Annotated in this window: 16 protein-coding genes; 11 read left to right on the top strand and 5 right to left on the bottom strand. The window is 62.0% G+C overall.

What is annotated here, in order from left to right; translation table 11 throughout:
• Positions 1–245: 245 nt before the first annotated feature.
• The 3 genes from WB528_RS04040 (at position 246) to WB528_RS04030 (ending at position 2,229) form a co-directional block, all read left to right on the top strand.
• Positions 246–1,055: a L,D-transpeptidase gene (locus tag WB528_RS04040; RefSeq protein WP_423887138.1), complete on the top strand. Its 810-nt coding sequence runs from the start codon at positions 246–248 to the stop codon at positions 1,053–1,055.
• Between the two features lie 29 nt (positions 1,056–1,084).
• Positions 1,085–1,744, top strand: a complete 660-nt coding sequence (locus WB528_RS04035; RefSeq protein WP_423887137.1) for a DUF2865 domain-containing protein — start codon at positions 1,085–1,087, stop codon at positions 1,742–1,744.
• A 329-nt stretch (positions 1,745–2,073) separates the two neighbouring features.
• The gene (locus tag WB528_RS04030) at positions 2,074–2,229 is read left to right on the top strand and encodes a Thivi_2564 family membrane protein (RefSeq protein WP_422253241.1); all 156 of its coding nucleotides are present in this window, start codon (positions 2,074–2,076) and stop codon (positions 2,227–2,229) included.
• Between the two features lie 103 nt (positions 2,230–2,332).
• Here WB528_RS04030 and WB528_RS04025 read toward each other — a convergent pair whose 3' ends face one another.
• The 4 genes from WB528_RS04025 to cysD all read right to left on the bottom strand — a co-directional run bounded on the left by WB528_RS04025 (position 2,333) and on the right by cysD (position 7,652).
• A complete protein-coding gene (locus WB528_RS04025; protein ID WP_072817534.1) occupies positions 2,333–2,533 on the bottom strand; it encodes a CsbD family protein in 201 nt (66 codons plus the stop codon).
• A 61-nt stretch (positions 2,534–2,594) separates the two neighbouring features.
• Positions 2,595–4,757: a malate synthase G gene (locus WB528_RS04020; RefSeq protein WP_423887136.1), complete on the bottom strand. Its 2,163-nt coding sequence runs from the start codon at positions 4,755–4,757 to the stop codon at positions 2,595–2,597.
• 160 nt (positions 4,758–4,917) lie between these two features.
• A complete protein-coding gene (gene cysC / locus WB528_RS04015; RefSeq protein ID WP_423887135.1) occupies positions 4,918–6,834 on the bottom strand; it encodes an adenylyl-sulfate kinase in 1,917 nt (638 codons plus the stop codon).
• A gap of 23 nt (positions 6,835–6,857) precedes the next feature.
• The gene (gene cysD / locus WB528_RS04010) at positions 6,858–7,652 is read right to left on the bottom strand and encodes a sulfate adenylyltransferase subunit CysD (RefSeq protein ID WP_423887141.1); all 795 of its coding nucleotides are present in this window, start codon (positions 7,650–7,652) and stop codon (positions 6,858–6,860) included.
• A gap of 254 nt (positions 7,653–7,906) precedes the next feature.
• Here cysD and cysG point away from each other — a divergent pair, with 254 nt between their 5' ends.
• From cysG to WB528_RS03970, 8 genes are all read left to right on the top strand, one after another.
• Entirely contained in the window at positions 7,907–9,340 is a 1,434-nt protein-coding gene (gene cysG / locus WB528_RS04005; RefSeq protein WP_423887134.1) for a siroheme synthase CysG, read from the top strand.
• Positions 9,337–9,654, top strand: a complete 318-nt coding sequence (locus tag WB528_RS04000) for a DUF2849 domain-containing protein (protein ID WP_423887133.1) — start codon at positions 9,337–9,339, stop codon at positions 9,652–9,654. The genes cysG and WB528_RS04000 overlap by 4 nt, the downstream gene beginning before the upstream one ends.
• Positions 9,655–9,666: 12 nt before the next feature.
• Positions 9,667–11,322: a nitrite/sulfite reductase gene (locus WB528_RS03995; RefSeq protein ID WP_423887132.1), complete on the top strand. Its 1,656-nt coding sequence runs from the start codon at positions 9,667–9,669 to the stop codon at positions 11,320–11,322.
• Positions 11,309–11,821, top strand: a complete 513-nt coding sequence (locus WB528_RS03990; protein ID WP_423887131.1) for a DUF934 domain-containing protein — start codon at positions 11,309–11,311, stop codon at positions 11,819–11,821. Before WB528_RS03995 ends, WB528_RS03990 begins: the two co-directional genes overlap by 14 nt.
• A complete protein-coding gene (locus WB528_RS03985) occupies positions 11,821–12,555 on the top strand; it encodes a phosphoadenylyl-sulfate reductase (RefSeq protein ID WP_423887130.1) in 735 nt (244 codons plus the stop codon). Before WB528_RS03990 ends, WB528_RS03985 begins: the two co-directional genes overlap by 1 nt.
• 96 nt (positions 12,556–12,651) lie before the next feature.
• The gene (locus WB528_RS03980) at positions 12,652–13,191 is read left to right on the top strand and encodes a CAP domain-containing protein (RefSeq protein ID WP_423887129.1); all 540 of its coding nucleotides are present in this window, start codon (positions 12,652–12,654) and stop codon (positions 13,189–13,191) included.
• Positions 13,192–13,540: 349 nt separating this feature from the next.
• Positions 13,541–14,713, top strand: coding sequence for a DUF3734 domain-containing protein (locus WB528_RS03975; protein ID WP_423887140.1), 1,173 nt, complete (start codon positions 13,541–13,543; stop codon positions 14,711–14,713).
• A gap of 6 nt (positions 14,714–14,719) precedes the next feature.
• Positions 14,720–15,508, top strand: a complete 789-nt coding sequence (locus WB528_RS03970; RefSeq protein WP_423887128.1) for a 3-hydroxybutyrate dehydrogenase — start codon at positions 14,720–14,722, stop codon at positions 15,506–15,508.
• 169 nt (positions 15,509–15,677) lie between these two features.
• On the opposite strand, the gene WB528_RS03965 is transcribed toward WB528_RS03970, so the two are convergent.
• Positions 15,678–17,036: a lipopolysaccharide biosynthesis protein gene (locus tag WB528_RS03965; RefSeq protein WP_423887139.1), complete on the bottom strand. Its 1,359-nt coding sequence runs from the start codon at positions 17,034–17,036 to the stop codon at positions 15,678–15,680.
• Positions 17,037–17,155 lie beyond the last annotated feature (119 nt).

The raw sequence follows: 17,155 nt of genomic DNA, 5'->3' as shown, positions 1-17,155 counted from the left end.
TGGACAGGACACGCAACTGGCTCTCCCCGCGCTGATGGCGAATATGGATTGCAAGCCGCGACACCGCAGCGGAAGGCTCGGCGGTTGAAACCCGCTAGAGTGCCGAGAGTTCCATCGCGCGGATGTGAATTCTCAAATTCTTGACAGCGACAATCTGGCCGCATGCCGCACTGGAACCGGGCATGCCTGCCCGCGTTTGTTGGAGAGAGCAGCATCCGCGCGATGCACCACGCTGGGGGTAGATCATGACACAGATATCCGACCATGCTGGCCGGCAAATGCACAGGCAGCCGCTCCATACGCTCGTTGTCGCAAGCATCCTTGCCATGGCGCCGTTCGCTCTCGTCAGCCACGCCAGCGCGCAGGTGCTGAGCTATGCGTCATCGCCACTATCCGCTCTTTCGCCGGATGACGCGGCTCTCTCTCCGGCCGATCCTGCGGTCACGGAAGGCGACAGACGCTCCAATGTTCTTCCTGAACGGCTGCGCCGAACCACGGTGGCCCTCGACACGAACGAGGCGCGCGGCACGATCATCATCGATACCGGCAACACCGTGCTCTATTACGTGCTGGGGCAGGGCCGCGCGATCCGCTACGGCGTCGGCGTCGGCCGTCAGGGATTCACCTGGTCCGGCGTGCAGACCATCACGAACAAGGCGGAATGGCCGGATTGGCATCCACCGGCGCAGATGATCGCGCGCCAACCCTATCTGCCGCGCTTCATGGCCGGTGGTCCCGGTAATCCGCTCGGCGCACGCGCGCTGTATCTTGGCGCCAGCGACTATCGCATTCACGGCACCAACGATCCCAGCACTATCGGTAAATTTGTATCCAGCGGCTGCATTCGCCTTACTAACGAGGACGTGACCGATCTGTTTAACCGCGTGAGCCTGGGAGCGAAGGTGGTGGTGTTGCCGAAAAACGCCGCCCATCTTGCGGCGAGGCCAATCGGGGACGGCGACATGGCGTCCGTTGTCACGCGTCCCCGCGCCGACATTACCACGCTTGCCTCGGGACGTCAGGCGCTGAACCTTTCGACGTCGGCAACGTACTGAACAAGAGCCTGGTCCCGGAGGCGAACCGCATGGGTATGAGCAAGGGTAAAATGGCAATGGGCGGCGTGGCCGCCTTGATCGCGGTGACGATCGCGCCGTCGGCGCAGGCACAGGATTTTTTCTCGTCTCTTTTCGGCGCCTTTGGCGCTCACCGGCCACAGCCGCCGATGACGCCGATCCCTTATGCCAATGAGGAAAACACTGTTGCCGCGCCCGAAGGTCCGGCTTCGCATCCGCGCGGCTATTCCTATGGCGGCAGCTCGCAGGCCTATTGCGTGCGAACCTGCGACGGGCGCTATTTTCCGATCTCGACCTCGGGCAACCAGAGCCGCGCGGCCTCGTGCAACAGTTTCTGCCCGGCGAGCGAGACCAAGGTCGTCTATGGCGGCAATATCGACACTGCTGTCACCGAAGGCGGCAAGCCGTATTCCGAACTACCCAATGCCTTTCGCTACCGCGATGAACTCGTCGCCGGCTGCACCTGCAACGGCAAGGACCCGGCGGGCCTTGCGGCGGTGAAAATCGAGGACGATCCCACGCTCCGCAGGGGCGACATTGTCGCCAGCAATGACGGTTTGATGGTCGCGGCCCGCGGCGCGGACCGGCGCGGCGCCTCGCTTGACCTTACACCCGCGCCGGCGTCGGTGCGCTCGCATTATCGGCGAGTGCCGGTCGTCGCGGCGCAATAACGGCGCTTTGCAAAAGTTCGTTTAACCGCGTGAGCCGTCGCTCAGGCCGCGCGGATTTTCGCCAGGAATTCGGTGACCTGGTTGCTGAGCTGCAGGCTCTGCGTTTCCAGCGTTTCGGAAGCATGCCTGACGGTCTCCGAGGCGGTCGCGTCGGACGCTAGCCAAAAAAGGGTAAATTTTCAGACAGCGGGGCTGTCTTTGTTGGTCCCGCAATGCCCCTGAAACGCTAATTTTGCTTACCAATTGCCGCTGGTTCCGAGAACGGAACCGACATGCCGCTCGAGCGTTGGAGCGAACGGGACTTTTTTCGCATGCACGGGGGAATCGACATGCTCATAAGCGCGCTGGTGACCTTTCTGGTCGTCATTCTGATTTTGTATCTCGTCAACTTGCTGCCGATCGATGGCCGCGCCAAGCAAATCGTGCGGATCATCGTGATCATTCTCGGCGTCTTGTCGCTGCTCAAATATATCGCAGTGTTCTAGCGCCGGTCTTTCGGGCCCTACACAACAAAAAGCCCCGGCGAGAGAGAACCGGGGCTTTTTAGTTGGATCTTCCGCAATCTTCCGGTCGGGAAGCCAAGAAACCTTACTTGAGCGTCCTGAACCAGTCGTCCACATCCTTGTGGATCTGGTCTTTGGCGAAACCATAGCGCTGCTGCAACTTGCCTTCGAGCTGTTCGCGACGGCCTTCGATGACGTTGAGATCGTCATCGGTGAGCTTGCCCCACTTCTCCTTGGCCTTGCCCTTGATCTGCTTCCAGTTACCTTCGACCTGGTTCCAGTCCATCGTCATCTCCCATGGTGAGAAGACGATTTAACGGTTGCGATGGGTGATCGTTCCGGCTGGTTCAGCCCGCCGCCTTGGCTTCGCGGCGACGCGCGGTGAGGATGTATTCGGTGTAGCCGTTGGGCTGTTCGCGTCCCTTGAACACGAGATCGCTGGCCGCCTTGAAGGCCGTGCCATCGAATCCGGGAGCCATCGGCCGGTACAAGGAATCGCCCTTGTTCTGACCGTCGACCACGACCGCCATCCGCTTCAGCGAATCCATCACCTGCTCCCTGGTGACGACGCCTTGGTGCAGCCAGTTCGCCAGATGCTGGCTCGAGATACGCAAAGTCGCACGGTCCTCCATCAACCCGATATCGTGGATATCGGGCACCTTCGAGCAGCCGACGCCCTGATCGATCCAGCGCACGACGTAACCGAGAATGCCCTGGCAGTTGTTGTCGATCTCCTGCCGCACATCGTCCGGTGCCCAGTTCGATTTCGACACGGGAATGGTGAGGATGTCGGACAGTTTGGCGCGGGGGCCGCCTTTGGCGAGCTCCTGCTGGCGCGCCAGCACGTTGACCTGATGATAATGCAGCGCGTGCAAGGTCGCCGCGGTCGGCGAGGGCACCCACGCCGTGGTAGCGCCAGCCTGCGGGTGGGCGATCTTTTGCGTCAGCATATCCGCCATCATGTCGGGCGCCGCCCACATGCCCTTGCCGATCTGGGCATGGCCCGGCAGGCCGTCGATCAGGCCGTTGTCGACGTTGGAGTCTTCATAGGCCTTGATCCAGGGCTGCGCCTTCATGTCGTTTTTGCGGATCATGGGGCCTGCTTCCATCGAGGTGTGGATCTCGTCGCCGGTGCGGTCGAGGAAGCCGGTGTTGATAAAGCAGATGCGCTTTGAGGCTTGCTGGATGCAGGCCTTCAGGTTGACGGTAGTGCGGCGCTCTTCGTCCATGATGCCGACCTTGAGGGTATTTTCCGGCAAGCCCAGCATCTTCTCGACGCGGCCAAACAGCTCGCAGGTCAGCGCCACCTCGTCGGGGCCGTGCATCTTCGGCTTGACAATATAGACCGAGCCGGTGCGGCTGTTGCGCAAGCTCGAATGGCTTTTCAGATCGTGGATCGCGAGCAGGCCGGTGACGGCAGCATCGAGCAGGCCTTCCGGAATTTCTTCGCCGGCGGCATCGAGCACCGCATCGGTAAACATGTGGTGCCCGACGTTGCGCATCAGCAGGAGGCTGCGACCGTGGAGCCTGAGCTCTTTTCCATCCGGCGTGGTGTAGATGCGGTCGGGATTGAGTGAGCGCGTCAGCGTCTTGCCGCCTTTTTCGAAATCGGCCGACAGGGTGCCGTTCATCAGGCCGAGCGTATTGCGATAGACCAGAACCTTGTCCTCTGCATCGACCGTCGCGACACTGTCTTCCATATCCAGAATTGTACTGACGGCGGCTTCCAGAATCATGTCAGCAACGCCGGCGGGATCGTTCTTGCCGATCACGTGGCTGCGGTCGATGACGATTTCGATGTGTAGCCCGTTGTTGACGAGCAGAAGCGCCGACGGCGAAGCGGCGTCACCGCGAAAGCCTGCGAACTGATCGTTGGACTTCAACGCCGTGGCGTTGCCGCTCTTCAGTTTGACCGCGAGCTTGCCGCTGATGACGCTGTAGGCGACGACATCGGTGTGGCTGCCGGCGGCGAGAGGTACGGTAGAATCGAGGAAGGCCTTCGCCTTCGCGACCACCTTGTCGCCGCGCGCCTTGTTGAAGCCTTTGCCGGTTTCGCTCGGATCGTGCGGAATCGCATCGGTACCGTAGAACGCGTCGTAGAGACTGCCCCAGCGCGCGTTCGCAGCATTCAGCGCATAACGCGCATTGGTGAGCGGCACCACGAGTTGCGGTCCGCAAATCTTGCCGATTTCCTCGTCGACGTTGGCGGTCTCGACCTTGTGCGTCGCAGGGTCCGGCAACAGGTAGCCGATCTCCTTCAGGAAAGCGGTATAGGCGTTCAGGTCGAGCGGCTTGCCCTTGTGGGCACGATGCCAGTCGTCGATTTTCGCCTGCAAGCTGTCGCGGACGGCAAGCAGCTTGCGATTTTTCGGTGCCAGATCGCGTACGATGGCGGCAAGCCCGGCCCAGAACGCATCCGGAGCGATCCCGGTTTTCGGCGCGGCTTCCTTGCCGACGAAATCAAACAGGACGGGCGCAATCTTCAATCCGTGGGCATCGATACGGTTCATGATGGATTTTTCTCGCAAGAGACCGCGCCGAAAAAGCGCGGTCTTTGGAAATTTCGGACTAAAAAACGCGCCAAACGGCGCGAAGTTCAGGCGCCTTTTAGCGCCAAAGCGCGCCTTAGGAAAAGGCTTTCATTGGCTTATTGTGCTGCCAGCCAGCGGCTTAAATATTGGCAGCCAGATCAATGACTTCGTCGAACAGCACCCCTGTCGCCAGCAGCATGCGTTCGATCTCGGCCGCCGCCTCGCCGACGGATCGTGTCGCGGTATCGAGTACAAGCTCGCATTGGATTGGGGGCTCGTAGTCGTTGGAAATGCCAGTGAACGCCGGCAGACCGCCTGCGCGCGCCTTGGCGTAATGACCCTTGGGATCGCGGCTCTCGCAGATGTCGGCGGGTGTCGCGATATGGATTTCGCGGAAAGCGGTATCGGCGATCCGCCGCGCGGTGGCCCGGTCGTCGCGCGAGGGCGACACGGCCGCGACAATCGCGATGTGACCGTTGCGCGCGAGGTGAGTGGCGACTTCGGCCAGCCGGCGAATATTCTCGCTGCGGTCACGGGTGGAAAATCCGAGGTCGCTATTGAGGCCCGCGCGAAAAGTATCGCCGTCGAGCAGGATCGGCGAGCCGCCCCGGCTGAACACGGTGCGTTCGAGGGCGCGCGCCAGCGTCGATTTTCCGGAAGCTGGCAATCCAGTGAGCCAGACCACCGCGCCGTGATGGCGGAAGCGCGCCGAGCGCTCGTCCGGCCGTAACGCCGATTCCACCGGAACGATATCGACCGGCACAGCGCGTTGCCCGGCATCCACCGAGAGCACGAGCCCGCCGCCGGCGATACGGCCATTGACCTCGATGACAAGGCGTCCTGTCCGGGGATTGTCGGCATAGGCGTCGGCGGCGATCGGTTGCGCCAGCGCGATGTCGATCTCGCCGACATGGTTGCGCGCGATCGACTGATTCTCGACGCTGGACAACTCGCCGGGATCGACCGCCTTCTCGATCGCGACGACGCTCGCGCGGCTTTCACGCGTGCCGAGCCGCACCAGAATCTGTTCGCCTTTGTCGAGCGGCTTGTCGTGCAGCCAGAAAATACGCGCGTGGATTCGCCGCGTGTCGCGTGGAGCCGATCCGGCATGGGCAATGACATCGCCGCGCTCGATGAACAGTTCGCGATCGAGCGTGATGCCGACCGAGCGGCCCGCCGTCTGGGGGCCGTCGAGCGGCGTTGCCGGCCAGCTCTCGACGCTCTTGATCTTCGCGATCTTTCCTGCGGGCATGATGACGATCTCGTCGCCGCTCGCCAGTCGTCCGGATTCGATCCGGCCGGCCACGATGCGCCGGTCGTCGAATTTGTAGATCGCCTGAACCGGCAACCGCAGCACGAGCTGCTCCGGGGGTTGCGCTGGCTGAAGCGCGTCAAGCGCGTCGACGACGGTCGGGCCACGATACCAGCGGGTGCGCTGCGACGATGCGGCAACGCCATCGCCGTCGCGCGCGGAGATCGGAATGACTGCCTGGGGCGCGACACCAAGACCGGTCAGATGCGCCGAAATCTCGTCGCGGATCTCGGCAAACCGGGTTGCACTGAAATCGACCCGGTCCATCTTGTTGACGACGACCGCGACCTGTTTGACGCCCAAAAGATGCAGCAGATAGCCGTGACGGCGGGTCTGGTCGCGCACGCCTTCGAGCGCATCGACGATCAGAAGCGCGCCGTCGGCCTGCGAGGCGCCGGTGATCATGTTGCGCAGGAATTCGGCATGTCCGGGGGCGTCGATCAGCACCACGTCGCGTGCACGGGTGCGGAAGCGGATCTGCGTGGTGTCGATGGTGATGCCCTGGTCGCGCTCGGTTTGCAGCGCATCGAGCAGGAACGACCATTCGAACGGCATGCCTCGCCGTGCGCTGACCTCTTTCAGCATCTCCAGCTTGCCGTCCGGCAGGCTTCCGGTTTCATGCAGCAGCCGGCCGACCAGCGTCGATTTGCCGTGGTCGACATGGCCGACGATGACGATGCGCACTTGTGGGCGGGTGGTGCCGTTTGGCATCGTCGACAGCGCGGCGGGAGCGATCATGTTCATGGTGGGGCTCAACGCATTAACTCTTACAGATAGCCGGCGACGCGCAGCCGCTCGAAGGCGTCTTCGGTCTCATGGTCGAGCGAGCGGCCGGCACGCTCCGGCACCTTGGTGCGCTCGAGTTCGAGCAGTATCTCCTCGATATTCGAGGCCGTCGAAGCCACCGGAAAAGTGATGTCGGCATCGCCCAGCGAACGATAGCGCTTGCCGCTTTTGGCGAGATACAGCGGAATGATCGGGATGTTTTCCCGTTGCGTATAGGCCCAGATATCGGACTCGGTCCAATGCAGGATCGGGTGGACGCGCAAATGCGCGCCCGGTGGCGGCGAGGCGTTGAACTGGTCCCAGAACTCCGGCGGCTGGTCGCGCACGTCCCATCCGCCTTCCGTGCCGCGCGGAGAGAACACCCGTTCCTTGGCGCGCGTGGCTTCCTCGTCGCGGCGAATGCCGGCGATCAATCCGTCGAAGCCATATTTGGTGAGCGCAAGCTTGAGACCCTCGGTCTTGCGCGCGGCCGATCGCGCCGCCGGCGGCAAGGTTGGATCGATCGCATCGATCGGCGGGCAGGGCTCGATCTTCAGATCAAGTCCCCATTCCTTGCCGTAGGTGTCGCGGAACGCATACATCTCGGGAAACTTCTTGCCGGTATCGACGTGCAGGGCCGGAAACGGCACACGGCCGAAGAAGGCCTTCCGTGCGAGCCAGATCATCACATTGGAGTCTTTGCCGAGCGACCACAGCAGCGCGAGCTTTTTCAGCCGGGCGAAGGCCTCGCGGAAAATGTAGATGCTCTGGGCCTCCAGCGCGTCGAGGTGGTCCATGGAGGGCGGTTGAGACGCCGCTTGGCTTGAATTTTGCGTGGTGGAAAGGGTCGCGGCCGGAAGGTCATGATGCACCCTGTCGCGCGCGTAACTGTCTTCGAGAAGATGCATCTACGAACCCTTGGCCCTACGAAGTGAAAATTCTATAGTAACGAGGCCCAATAGGAGAAATAATCTTCTCTTTACGGGCGTGACATGACACATATATAGAAAATAATTCCAGTCAACCCGGAAGTTCCGGAAACGAGCGTCGGATGCGATTCCTACCGGTGTTTCTTGATCTGCAGCGCGGCGTGGTGATGCTCGTCGGTTCGGGCGATCTCGCCCGTGCGAAGCTGCGCGTGCTGGCGGCCGCAGGCGCCAGGGTTCGCTGGTATGCGACCGACGGTGACCATGTCGCTGGCCTTGACGAAGGCGAGGCCTCACGGGTCGAGCTTGCCAGCGGCGATCCGCTCATGGCCGAGCTCAACGGCGTGATTGCCGTTGTCTGCGCGGGTGCGGGCGATGTCGCTCCGCTGATGTCGGCGCGCGCCAGGACGCTTGGCCTGCCCATCAATGTGATGGACGATCTCGATCACTCCAGTTTCATCTTTCCGGCCATCGTCGATCGCGGAGACGTCGTCGTCGCCATTGGCACCGGTGGTACTTCGCCTGTCGTGGCGCGGCGCCTGCGTGAGCGGATCGAAGCGGTGCTGCCGGCGCGTATCGGCGAACTGGCAGGCTTCATCGGCCGCTGGCGCAAGGCCATCCACGATCTGATCCCGGAATTCGCGCTGCGGCGGCGTTTCTGGGAGCGCGTGGTCGATGGTCCGATCGGCGCGCTCGTTCTTGCCGGACGTGGCGACGATGCGGAACGTGCGCTCAAAGGTATTCGTGACGCCTCTGCTTTCGCTGGCAGCCTGCCATCGGGCGGAGCGGAGGGAATGGTCACCCTGGTCGGCGCCGGCCCGGGCGATCCCGACCTGCTCACGGTCAAGGCGCTGCGCGCGTTGCAGGATGCCGACGTTATTTTTTACGACGAACTGGTCAATCCCGAAATTCTCGACCGCGCGCGCCGCGATGCCGCCCGCGTTCCCGTGGGCCGGCGCGTCGGGAAACCCGGCATCGGTCAGGACGCCATCAACCAATTGCTGATCGAGGCGGCGCGTGCCGGCCGGCGCGCGGTGCGCCTCAAGGGCGGCGATCCCTTGATTTTCGGCCGCGGCGGCGAAGAAATCGAAGCGTTGCGGCAGGCGAACGTCGCCTATTCGGTCATTCCCGGAATCACCGCGGGTCTCGGCGCCGCCGCCCAATTCGAAGTGCCGCTCACCTTCCGCCGCGAGGCGTTGCGCGTCACCTTCCTTACCGCGCACAAGGTGAGGGACGCAGAGGCTGTCGATTGGTCGACGCTGACCGACATCGAGATGACCATCGTGGTCTATATGGGGCTCACTGCGGCGGCGTCGGTACGGGCGGGCCTGCTCGCCGCCGGACGCTCGCCGCAAACGCCGGTCGGCGTGTTCGCGCGCGCGACGCGGGAAGATTCCGCCGCTGCGATCGGGACCCTTGATGAATTGCCCGATCTCGTCGAAAAAGTCGCCGGCGGTCCCGCGGTTCTCATCATTGGCGATGTGGTCGTGCACTCCGCACCCGCGCGCCAGCAGCAACTCAACCAACTCGCCTCTTATTTTCAGGTCGCCGCCGAATGACATCGCCACTCGAACAAAAAATCCGGATCACCGGACCCTCGATCGTCACCGCCAACCGCACCGCGGACGGCGCGGTGATCTATCGCAATCGCGCCGAGGGCTGGTCGACGGACCTGTCGCAAGCCGCCATCGTTCGTAACGTCGATGAGGCGCGCGCGCTACTGGCCGAGGCGATCGCCGATGACGTCGGCGCGGTCGGGCCCTATATCGCGCCGGTGGACGTCAAGGATGGCGACACCGTCAAGCCCGGCAACCTGCGCGAACATATCCGGCAGAGCGGCGTCACCATCGATCTCCTTCCGGTTTCGGCATAGGACCAGCCTGTCATGTACGCGTATGACGAACTCGACCGAACGCTGCTCAACGAACGCGTTGAGGAGTTTCGTGACCAGGTGAAGCGTCGCCTGTCGGGCGAACTCACCGAGGACGAATTCAAGATGCTGCGCTTGCAGAACGGCGTCTATCTGCAATTGCACGCCTATATGTTTCGCGTCGCGATTCCCTACGGCACGCTGTCCTCGAAGCAGTTGCGGCAGTTGGCGCATGTGGCGCGGCGTTACGACCGCGGTTATGGACACTTCACCACGCGGCAGAACATCCAGTTCAACTGGATCAAGCTTGCCGAACTGCCCGACGCGCTGGCCGATCTCGCCAAGGTCGGTATCCACTCCATGCAGACGTCGGGCAACAACACCCGCAACGTCACTTCCGATCAATGGGCGGGCGTGGCGCCCGGCGAAATCGAGGATCCCCGCATCTGGTCGGAGCTATTGCGGCAGTATACGACGCTGCACCCGGAATTCTCCTTCCTGCCGCGCAAATTCAAGTTCGCGATCACGGCGTCCGCTCACGACCGCGCCGCTATCAAGATTCACGATATCGGGCTGCGGCTGCACCGCAATGCGCAAGGCGAGGTGGGGTTTGAGGTTCTGGTCGGCGGCGGCCTGGGGCGCACGCCGTTTATCGCCAAGACCATCAAGCCGTTCATAGCAGGCCGCGATCTCCTGAGTTATGTCGAGGCGATCCTGCGTGTCTATAATCAGTACGGCCGGCGCGACAACATCTACAAGGCGCGCATCAAGATCCTGGTGCACGAACTCGGCGTCGAGAAGTTCGCCGCCGAGGTCGAGGAAGAGTGGCGCGCGATGGGCGACAGCGCGCTCGCACTGGACGATGCCGTCATCGAGGAAATCCGTTCGCGCTTCAGCTATCCGATTTACGAAAAATTGCCCCACATGCCGGAGGAGCTGAAAAAGGCGGCCCATGACCCGCTGTTCGAGCGCTGGCGGCGTAACTCGGTGTTCACGCACAAAGCGCAGGGCTATGCGATCGTGACCGTGTCGCTCAAGCCGGTCGGCGGGCCTCCCGGTGACGCCACCGCCGAACAGATGGATGCGTTGGCCGATCTCGCCGACAAATATTCCTTCGGCGAAATCCGCGTCGGACACGAGCAAAATCTCGCGCTGCCCCATGTCGCCAAGCGCGACTTGCCGGCGTTGTGGAAGGCGCTCGACGAACTCGGGCTGGCGACGCCGAACGTCAACCTGGTTTCGGACATCATCGCTTGCCCGGGGCTGGATTACTGCTCGCTCGCGAACACGCGCTCGATTCCGATCGCGCAGGAATTGACGCGCCGCTTTGCCAATCACGATACGGCTGAGCTGATCGGTCGCCTGCACATCAACATCTCCGGCTGCATCAACGCCTGCGGCCATCACCACGTCGGCCATATCGGCATTCTCGGGGTCGAGAAGAACGGCGAGGAATTCTACCAGATCACCATCGGCGGCCGGGCCGACGAGAACGCCGAACTGGGCGCGCTGATCGGTCCCGCGGTGCCGTACGGCGAAGTTGCCGACGTGATCGAGGACATCGTTGAAGCCTATCTTGCGCTGCGCGCACGCCCCGACGAGCTGTTCGTCGATACGGTGAAGCGGCTTGGCGTCGAACCTTTCAGGGAGCGGGTCTATGCCACTCGTTAAGCACGGAAAAGTCGTCACTGACATCTTTGTCCACGTTCCCAATGGCGCCGAGCTGCCCGAACGGGCCTCGATACTGGTTTCGGCTGCGCGCTTTCTCGAGGATCCGGAAGCGTTGTTGGCGCGCCCCGGCGAGCTCGGCGTGATCTGGCCGAACAATCGCGATGTCGACGATCTCGTGCCTTTCCTCGGCCGGCTTGCGGTGGTTGCGCTGGTATTTCCGACCTTCCGTGACGGCCGCGCCTACACCCAGGCACGGTTGCTGCGCGAGCGCTACGGATATGACGGCGAATTGCGCGCCACCGGCCAGGTGCTGCGCGACCAGTTTGTGTTCATGTTGCGCGCGGGCTTCGACGCACTTGAAGCGAAGAAGGGAAGCGACGCCGAGGCTTTCGCGCTGACCGCCAAGCGCTACTCGGTATTCTATCAGCCGACCGGCGATGGCCGCATCACCGCTCTGCATCGGCGGATGCAGCAACGCCACTCGGAGAGCGCCGGTTAATGTCAGTGAGCGATCTCGCGCAGCAGATATCGGACGAGGACGTAGTAGCGAAACGGGCCGAGGCGCTCGATGGGGTGCTTCATCACGCGAGTCCGTCTGAGGTGATCGAGAGTGCGCTGCGTATTGTCGGTCGCGAGCGTTTGGCGCTGGTATCCTCCTTCGGTACGGAATCGGCCGCTTTGCTCAAGGTGATGGCCGACGTCGATCCGGCTATCCCGGTGATCTTTCTCGACACCGGTTGGCTGTTTGAGGAGACGCTGGCGTATCGCGACAGGTTGATCGCGTTACTGGGTTTGCGTGATGTCCGCTCGATCCGTCCGTTGGACGAGGCCTTGCAGCGTGAGGATGCGGACCGCGAACTATGGTTCTCCGATCCCGACGCGTGTTGCCGGTTTCGCAAAGTTGAACCGTTGAGGCGGGCGCTGGCGCTGTTCGATGCGTGGATCAACGGCCGCAAACGCTTTCAGGGCGGCTTGCGCGCGGCGATTCCGGTGGTCGAGGCCGAGGGCCTCAGGCTGAAATTCAACCCGTTTGCAAATGTCACGCCCGCCGAGATCGCAGCGATCTACGCGCAGGCCAAATTGCCGCCGCACCCGCTGGCAGCTTCGGGTTTTCTCTCGGTCGGCTGCATGCCCTGTAGCAGCCGTGCCCAGCCCGGCGAGGACGCACGGGACAGCCGCTGGCGTGGCCGGTCCAAGACCGAATGCGGCATCCATACCGTCGAGACGTCCTAGACGCGTCCCAATCATCCCTAAAAAAGCCGCCCCGTTCACCTTTCAGCCACGGTTGCCGTGCAACAACCGGCCTGAAACGTTGGGAAATCTCACATTATGCGCGCTTGGATCGCGATCATCGGGCTATTGGCGCTTGGCGGTTGCGCATCGGACGTTCCGGTCGAACAGCCCAGTATGTATTTCAGTATGGCCGAGCCCGGTGCGAAGCTCGATGCCCAGGCGGCGGCGACGATGATTTCGCTCTACCGCAAGAACAACGGCGTCGGCGCCGTGGTGATTGACCCTGAGTTGATGAGAGTCGCGGAGGGGCAGTCGCAGGCGATGGCGAGCCGCAACAAGCTCGACCATGACGTCAAGGCTCCGCTGCCCAAACGTCTGCAGGCCGCCGGGTACCCATCGACGCTTGCCGTCGAGAACGTATCGGCCGGGTACCATACTCTCGCCGAGGCGTTTTCCGGCTGGCGGGACTCGCCGCCGCACCGGGCAAACATGCTTCAGAGCGGTGTCACAAAAATGGGCATCGCAGCGAGCTACGCTCCAAATACGAAATACAAGGTGTTCTGGACGCTCATTCTTGCATCAACCGAGCCGCGCGATCGTCTCGGCGTACCGCTTCCCACCGGCCTCACCGAGTGATTCGGGCTCGAATTGGCGTCCCGGTTCCGACGTTCGTATGATGTCGTTCCGACATTCGTATGATGTGACGGGAGTTGCAAATGCCCAAACTAAAGAACATTGGAAGCAAATCGTTGTCCGTGGTCCTTTCGATTCCAGTGCCTTAAAAGCAGGTTCTGGGAAAGGATGCGATGTTGGAATCGGACCGCCAGTGCCGCCTATTTGAAGTTCCTCACCACGAGCGGCGAATTCGATTCAGGACCTTCAAATAGAAAAGCGGCACTTTGCTAGTGCCCATAACTTTCCGAACTTCGTGGAAGTGGGTGCAGCGATGGAGCACGAACTTCAGAAAGTGGGCACTAGAGCGATGATGAATACCGCCAATCCCGCGCCGGCAACGACGCCCGCAAAGGCGCAACGCGTCCTCGTCCTGCAAGGCGGCGGCGCGCTCGGCTCTTATCAGGCGGGTGCGTATCAGGCGCTTTGTCACTGTGATTTCGAGCCGACTTGGGTTGCAGGGATTTCGATCGGCGCCATCAATGCTGCCATCATTGCCGGCAACGAGCCGGCAAAACGCGTCGCCCGGTTGAAGGAATTCTGGGAAATGGTCTCTTCGGGATCGCCATGGGTACCGGTTCCGATCACAAAGGGAGACCGGGAGCGCTCGCTATATAACGAGACCAGTGCGGCATTGATCGCGACTTTCGGTACGCCTGGCTTCTTTACGCCGCGGATACCGCCGGCGCCGTTGTGGCCGAAGGGAAGCCCTGAGGCGCAGAGCTATTACGATACCACGCCGTTACGCAGGACACTGGAGCGGATTGTCGATTTTGACCTTATCAACGATCTGAAGTGCCGGCTCAGTGTCGGCGCGGTAGGTGTGACCTCAGGCAATCTCAAATACTTCGACAATGTCGAATTCAGAAAGCTCGGCAAGCAATTCGGTCCGGAGCACATCATGGCGTCCGGCGCATTGCCGCCGGGCTTTCCTTCTGTCGTCATCGACGGTGAACATTATTGGGATGGCGGCATCGCCTCCAACACGCCGCTCGACTATGTGCTGGACCGGGAGAACACCAACGATCTTCTGGTCTTCCAGATCGACCTCTTCAGTGCCCGCGGGCCTTTGCCGGAAACCTTGCTGGAGGCGGCCGAGCGCGAGAAGGATATCCGCTACTCCAGCCGCACCCGCATGACGACCGACAAGAACCGGCAGATTCACAACGCGCGCAAGGCGGTCCGCGATCTGATCAAAAAATTGCCCGGCCACCTCATGAACGATCCTTCGGTGGCTTATTTGCGCGACGCTGCCAAAGAGAACACCGTCACCGTGGTGCACCTGATCTATCGCAGCAAGAATTACGAGACGTCTTCCAAGGACTACGACTTTTCCCGCGTCGCCCTGGTCGAGCATTGGGAAGCCGGCGTGCGCGACGTCCATCGCTCGATGCAGCACAAGGAACAGCTGGAGCGGCCCCAATCCGGCGAAACCATGGTGACTTACGATCTCTCGGACGAAGAAAATCCTTCCAAAAAGGAGTGAGCAGCAATGACAAATCTGAAAGGCAAGACGGCGGTGGTGACCGGTTCGACCTCAGGCATCGGGCTCGCTTATGCCCGCGCCCTGGCAGGCGCCGGCGCCAACGTCGTGATCAACGGCTTCGGCGCGCCGGCCGATATCGAGAAGGAACGTTCGGCGATCGAGGCCGACTACAAGGTCAAGGCGGTCTATTCACCGGCCGACATGACCAAGCCGGCCGAGATCGCCGGCATGGTGGCGCTCGGCGAGAAGACTTTCGGTTCGGTCGACGTCCTCGTCAACAATGCCGGCATCCAGTTCGTCTCCCCGATCGAGGAATTTCCGATCGAGAAGTGGGACGCGATCATCGCGATCAACCTGTCGTCGGCGTTTCACGGCATTCGCGCGGCGGTGCCCGGCATGAAGAAGCGTGGCTGGGGCCGCATCATCAATACCGCCTCGGCGCATTCGCTCGTCGCCTCGCCGTTTAAATCGGCTTACGTCTCGGCCAAGCACGGCATTGCCGGTCTCACCAAGACGGTGGCGCTTGAGCTCGCGACCTTCAAGATCACCTGCAACTGCATCAGTCCGGGCTATGTCTGGACGCCGCTGGTCGAGCACCAGATTCCGGAAACGATGAAGGCGCGCAACATGACCAAGGAACAGGTCATCAAGGACGTATTGCTGGATGCGCAGCCGACCAAGGAGTTCGTGACCTCCGAGCAGGTCGCCGCACTCGCGCTGTTTCTGTGCGGCGACGATGCCGCGCAGATCACCGGCTCCAATCTTTCGATTGACGGCGGCTGGACCGCTGAATAGTCCGATGACACCACATCATCCGTCATGCCCGCCACAGGGTCGGCGCAAAGCGCCGCCCGATGACAGGCTCCGGCGGGGCATCCAGTACGCCGTGACCTTCTTGATGGCCAGTTGACGTCGCTGGAATACTGGATCACCCGCTTTCGCGGTGATGACGGCTTGTAAAGAGCTAGCGCTTGCCGAACGCCAGCACGTGAAGCCCGAGCCGCCGGCGAACGATGTAGAACAACAGCACGGTCTCGAAGGTGAGCGAGATCGAGGTTGCGGCCGCAGCGCCATGACCGCCGAAGCGCGGCACCAGCACGACGCAGAGCGCGACGTTCAGGGCAAATGACAGGGCGTAGGCCAGCGCGCAAACATATTGATGACCCAGCATGTTCAATAGCCGCTCGACCGGGCCGACTGCGGCGCGAACGACGAGGCCGATTGCGGCGACGAACATGATGTCGTAGCCGCTCACGAATTGCGGTCCAAACAACCAGAGCAGCGGTTTGCCAAGCGCCAGCAGCACGATGGTTGCGGCGAGTGAAGGCCAGAACGTCCATTTGATCGCATGGGCGACATAGGCCGAGAGCCGCGCCCGGTCGCCGAGTGCGTGATATTCGGCAAAGCGGTGCGCCGTGGTCGCCGACATCGCGTAGTGGATGAAGGAAACCAGCGCCAGCGTCTTCACGACCGCGAAGTAGACGCCGACCTCTTCCGAAGAGCGGTACTGTTGCAGCACCAGCACGTCGGTGTAGGACAACAGCAGATAAAAGCCTTCGACCATCAGGATCGGCAGTGAGATCGAAAGCCAGGCGCCGACCTCATAGGCTTTCGGACCTGGCTCGATGTGACCGGCGAGGCGACGATTGAGCGCCACCATCTGGCCGATCATGGCGATCCAGACCGCGGCTGCGCTCGCGGCCATCGCCGCCGTCGCGCCCAAATGAAAGCCGAGGACAAACAGGCCCGCGGTGACGCCGATGATCAGCGACTGGCGGATGATGAATTGCGGCATCAATCCCAGCCGCATCCAGTCGTGCGAGCGCGCGATGCCGTCCTGGGTATTGGCGACGACGAAGGCAGGTAATGTGGCGCAGCCGATGTAGAGCGGAACGACCTCGCCCGTTCCGAGCCATGGCGACAGCAGCTTGATGAGCGCCGCCAGCAACCCCGAGACCACAGCCGAGACCGTAAACGTCATCCACCGGCTGCCGGCAAGAAAGCCGCGCAACAAAGCATGCTCGCCGCGGGCGCGGTATTCCGGAATGATCTTCTGGGCTGAAGAGGAAATGCCGAAGTCCATCATGCTGCCAAGCAGCAGGACCCAGGTCCAGACATAGACATAGATGCCGTAGTCGGAGCCGCCCATCCAGCGCGCGAGGAGAATTTGCGAGAAATAGGCAAGCGCTGCGCTCAGTACGCGAATGATGAAGATCGTGCCTGCAAGACGCTGCGTCAGCGAGGCTTCACCGGAGCCACCGAGGCTAGCACGCAGCCGCGCGATCAGGCCGGCGGGCGGGGTGGTGGCGGATTGAGCATCCATGACGGCCAAAACAGGAAGTCCTCGTGCCGCAGGTACCCGCGGTCACGGTTTGGCTATCAACACTTCGTTAAGATTCGGTTGGAAACGGCTTGGTCCAGATTGAAACCGCTTAGTTCAGA

The organism is Bradyrhizobium sp. (assembly GCF_049586575.1).
Classification (GTDB): domain Bacteria; phylum Pseudomonadota; class Alphaproteobacteria; order Rhizobiales; family Xanthobacteraceae; genus Bradyrhizobium.
This window is presented reverse-complemented; position numbering and strand designations above follow the sequence as displayed.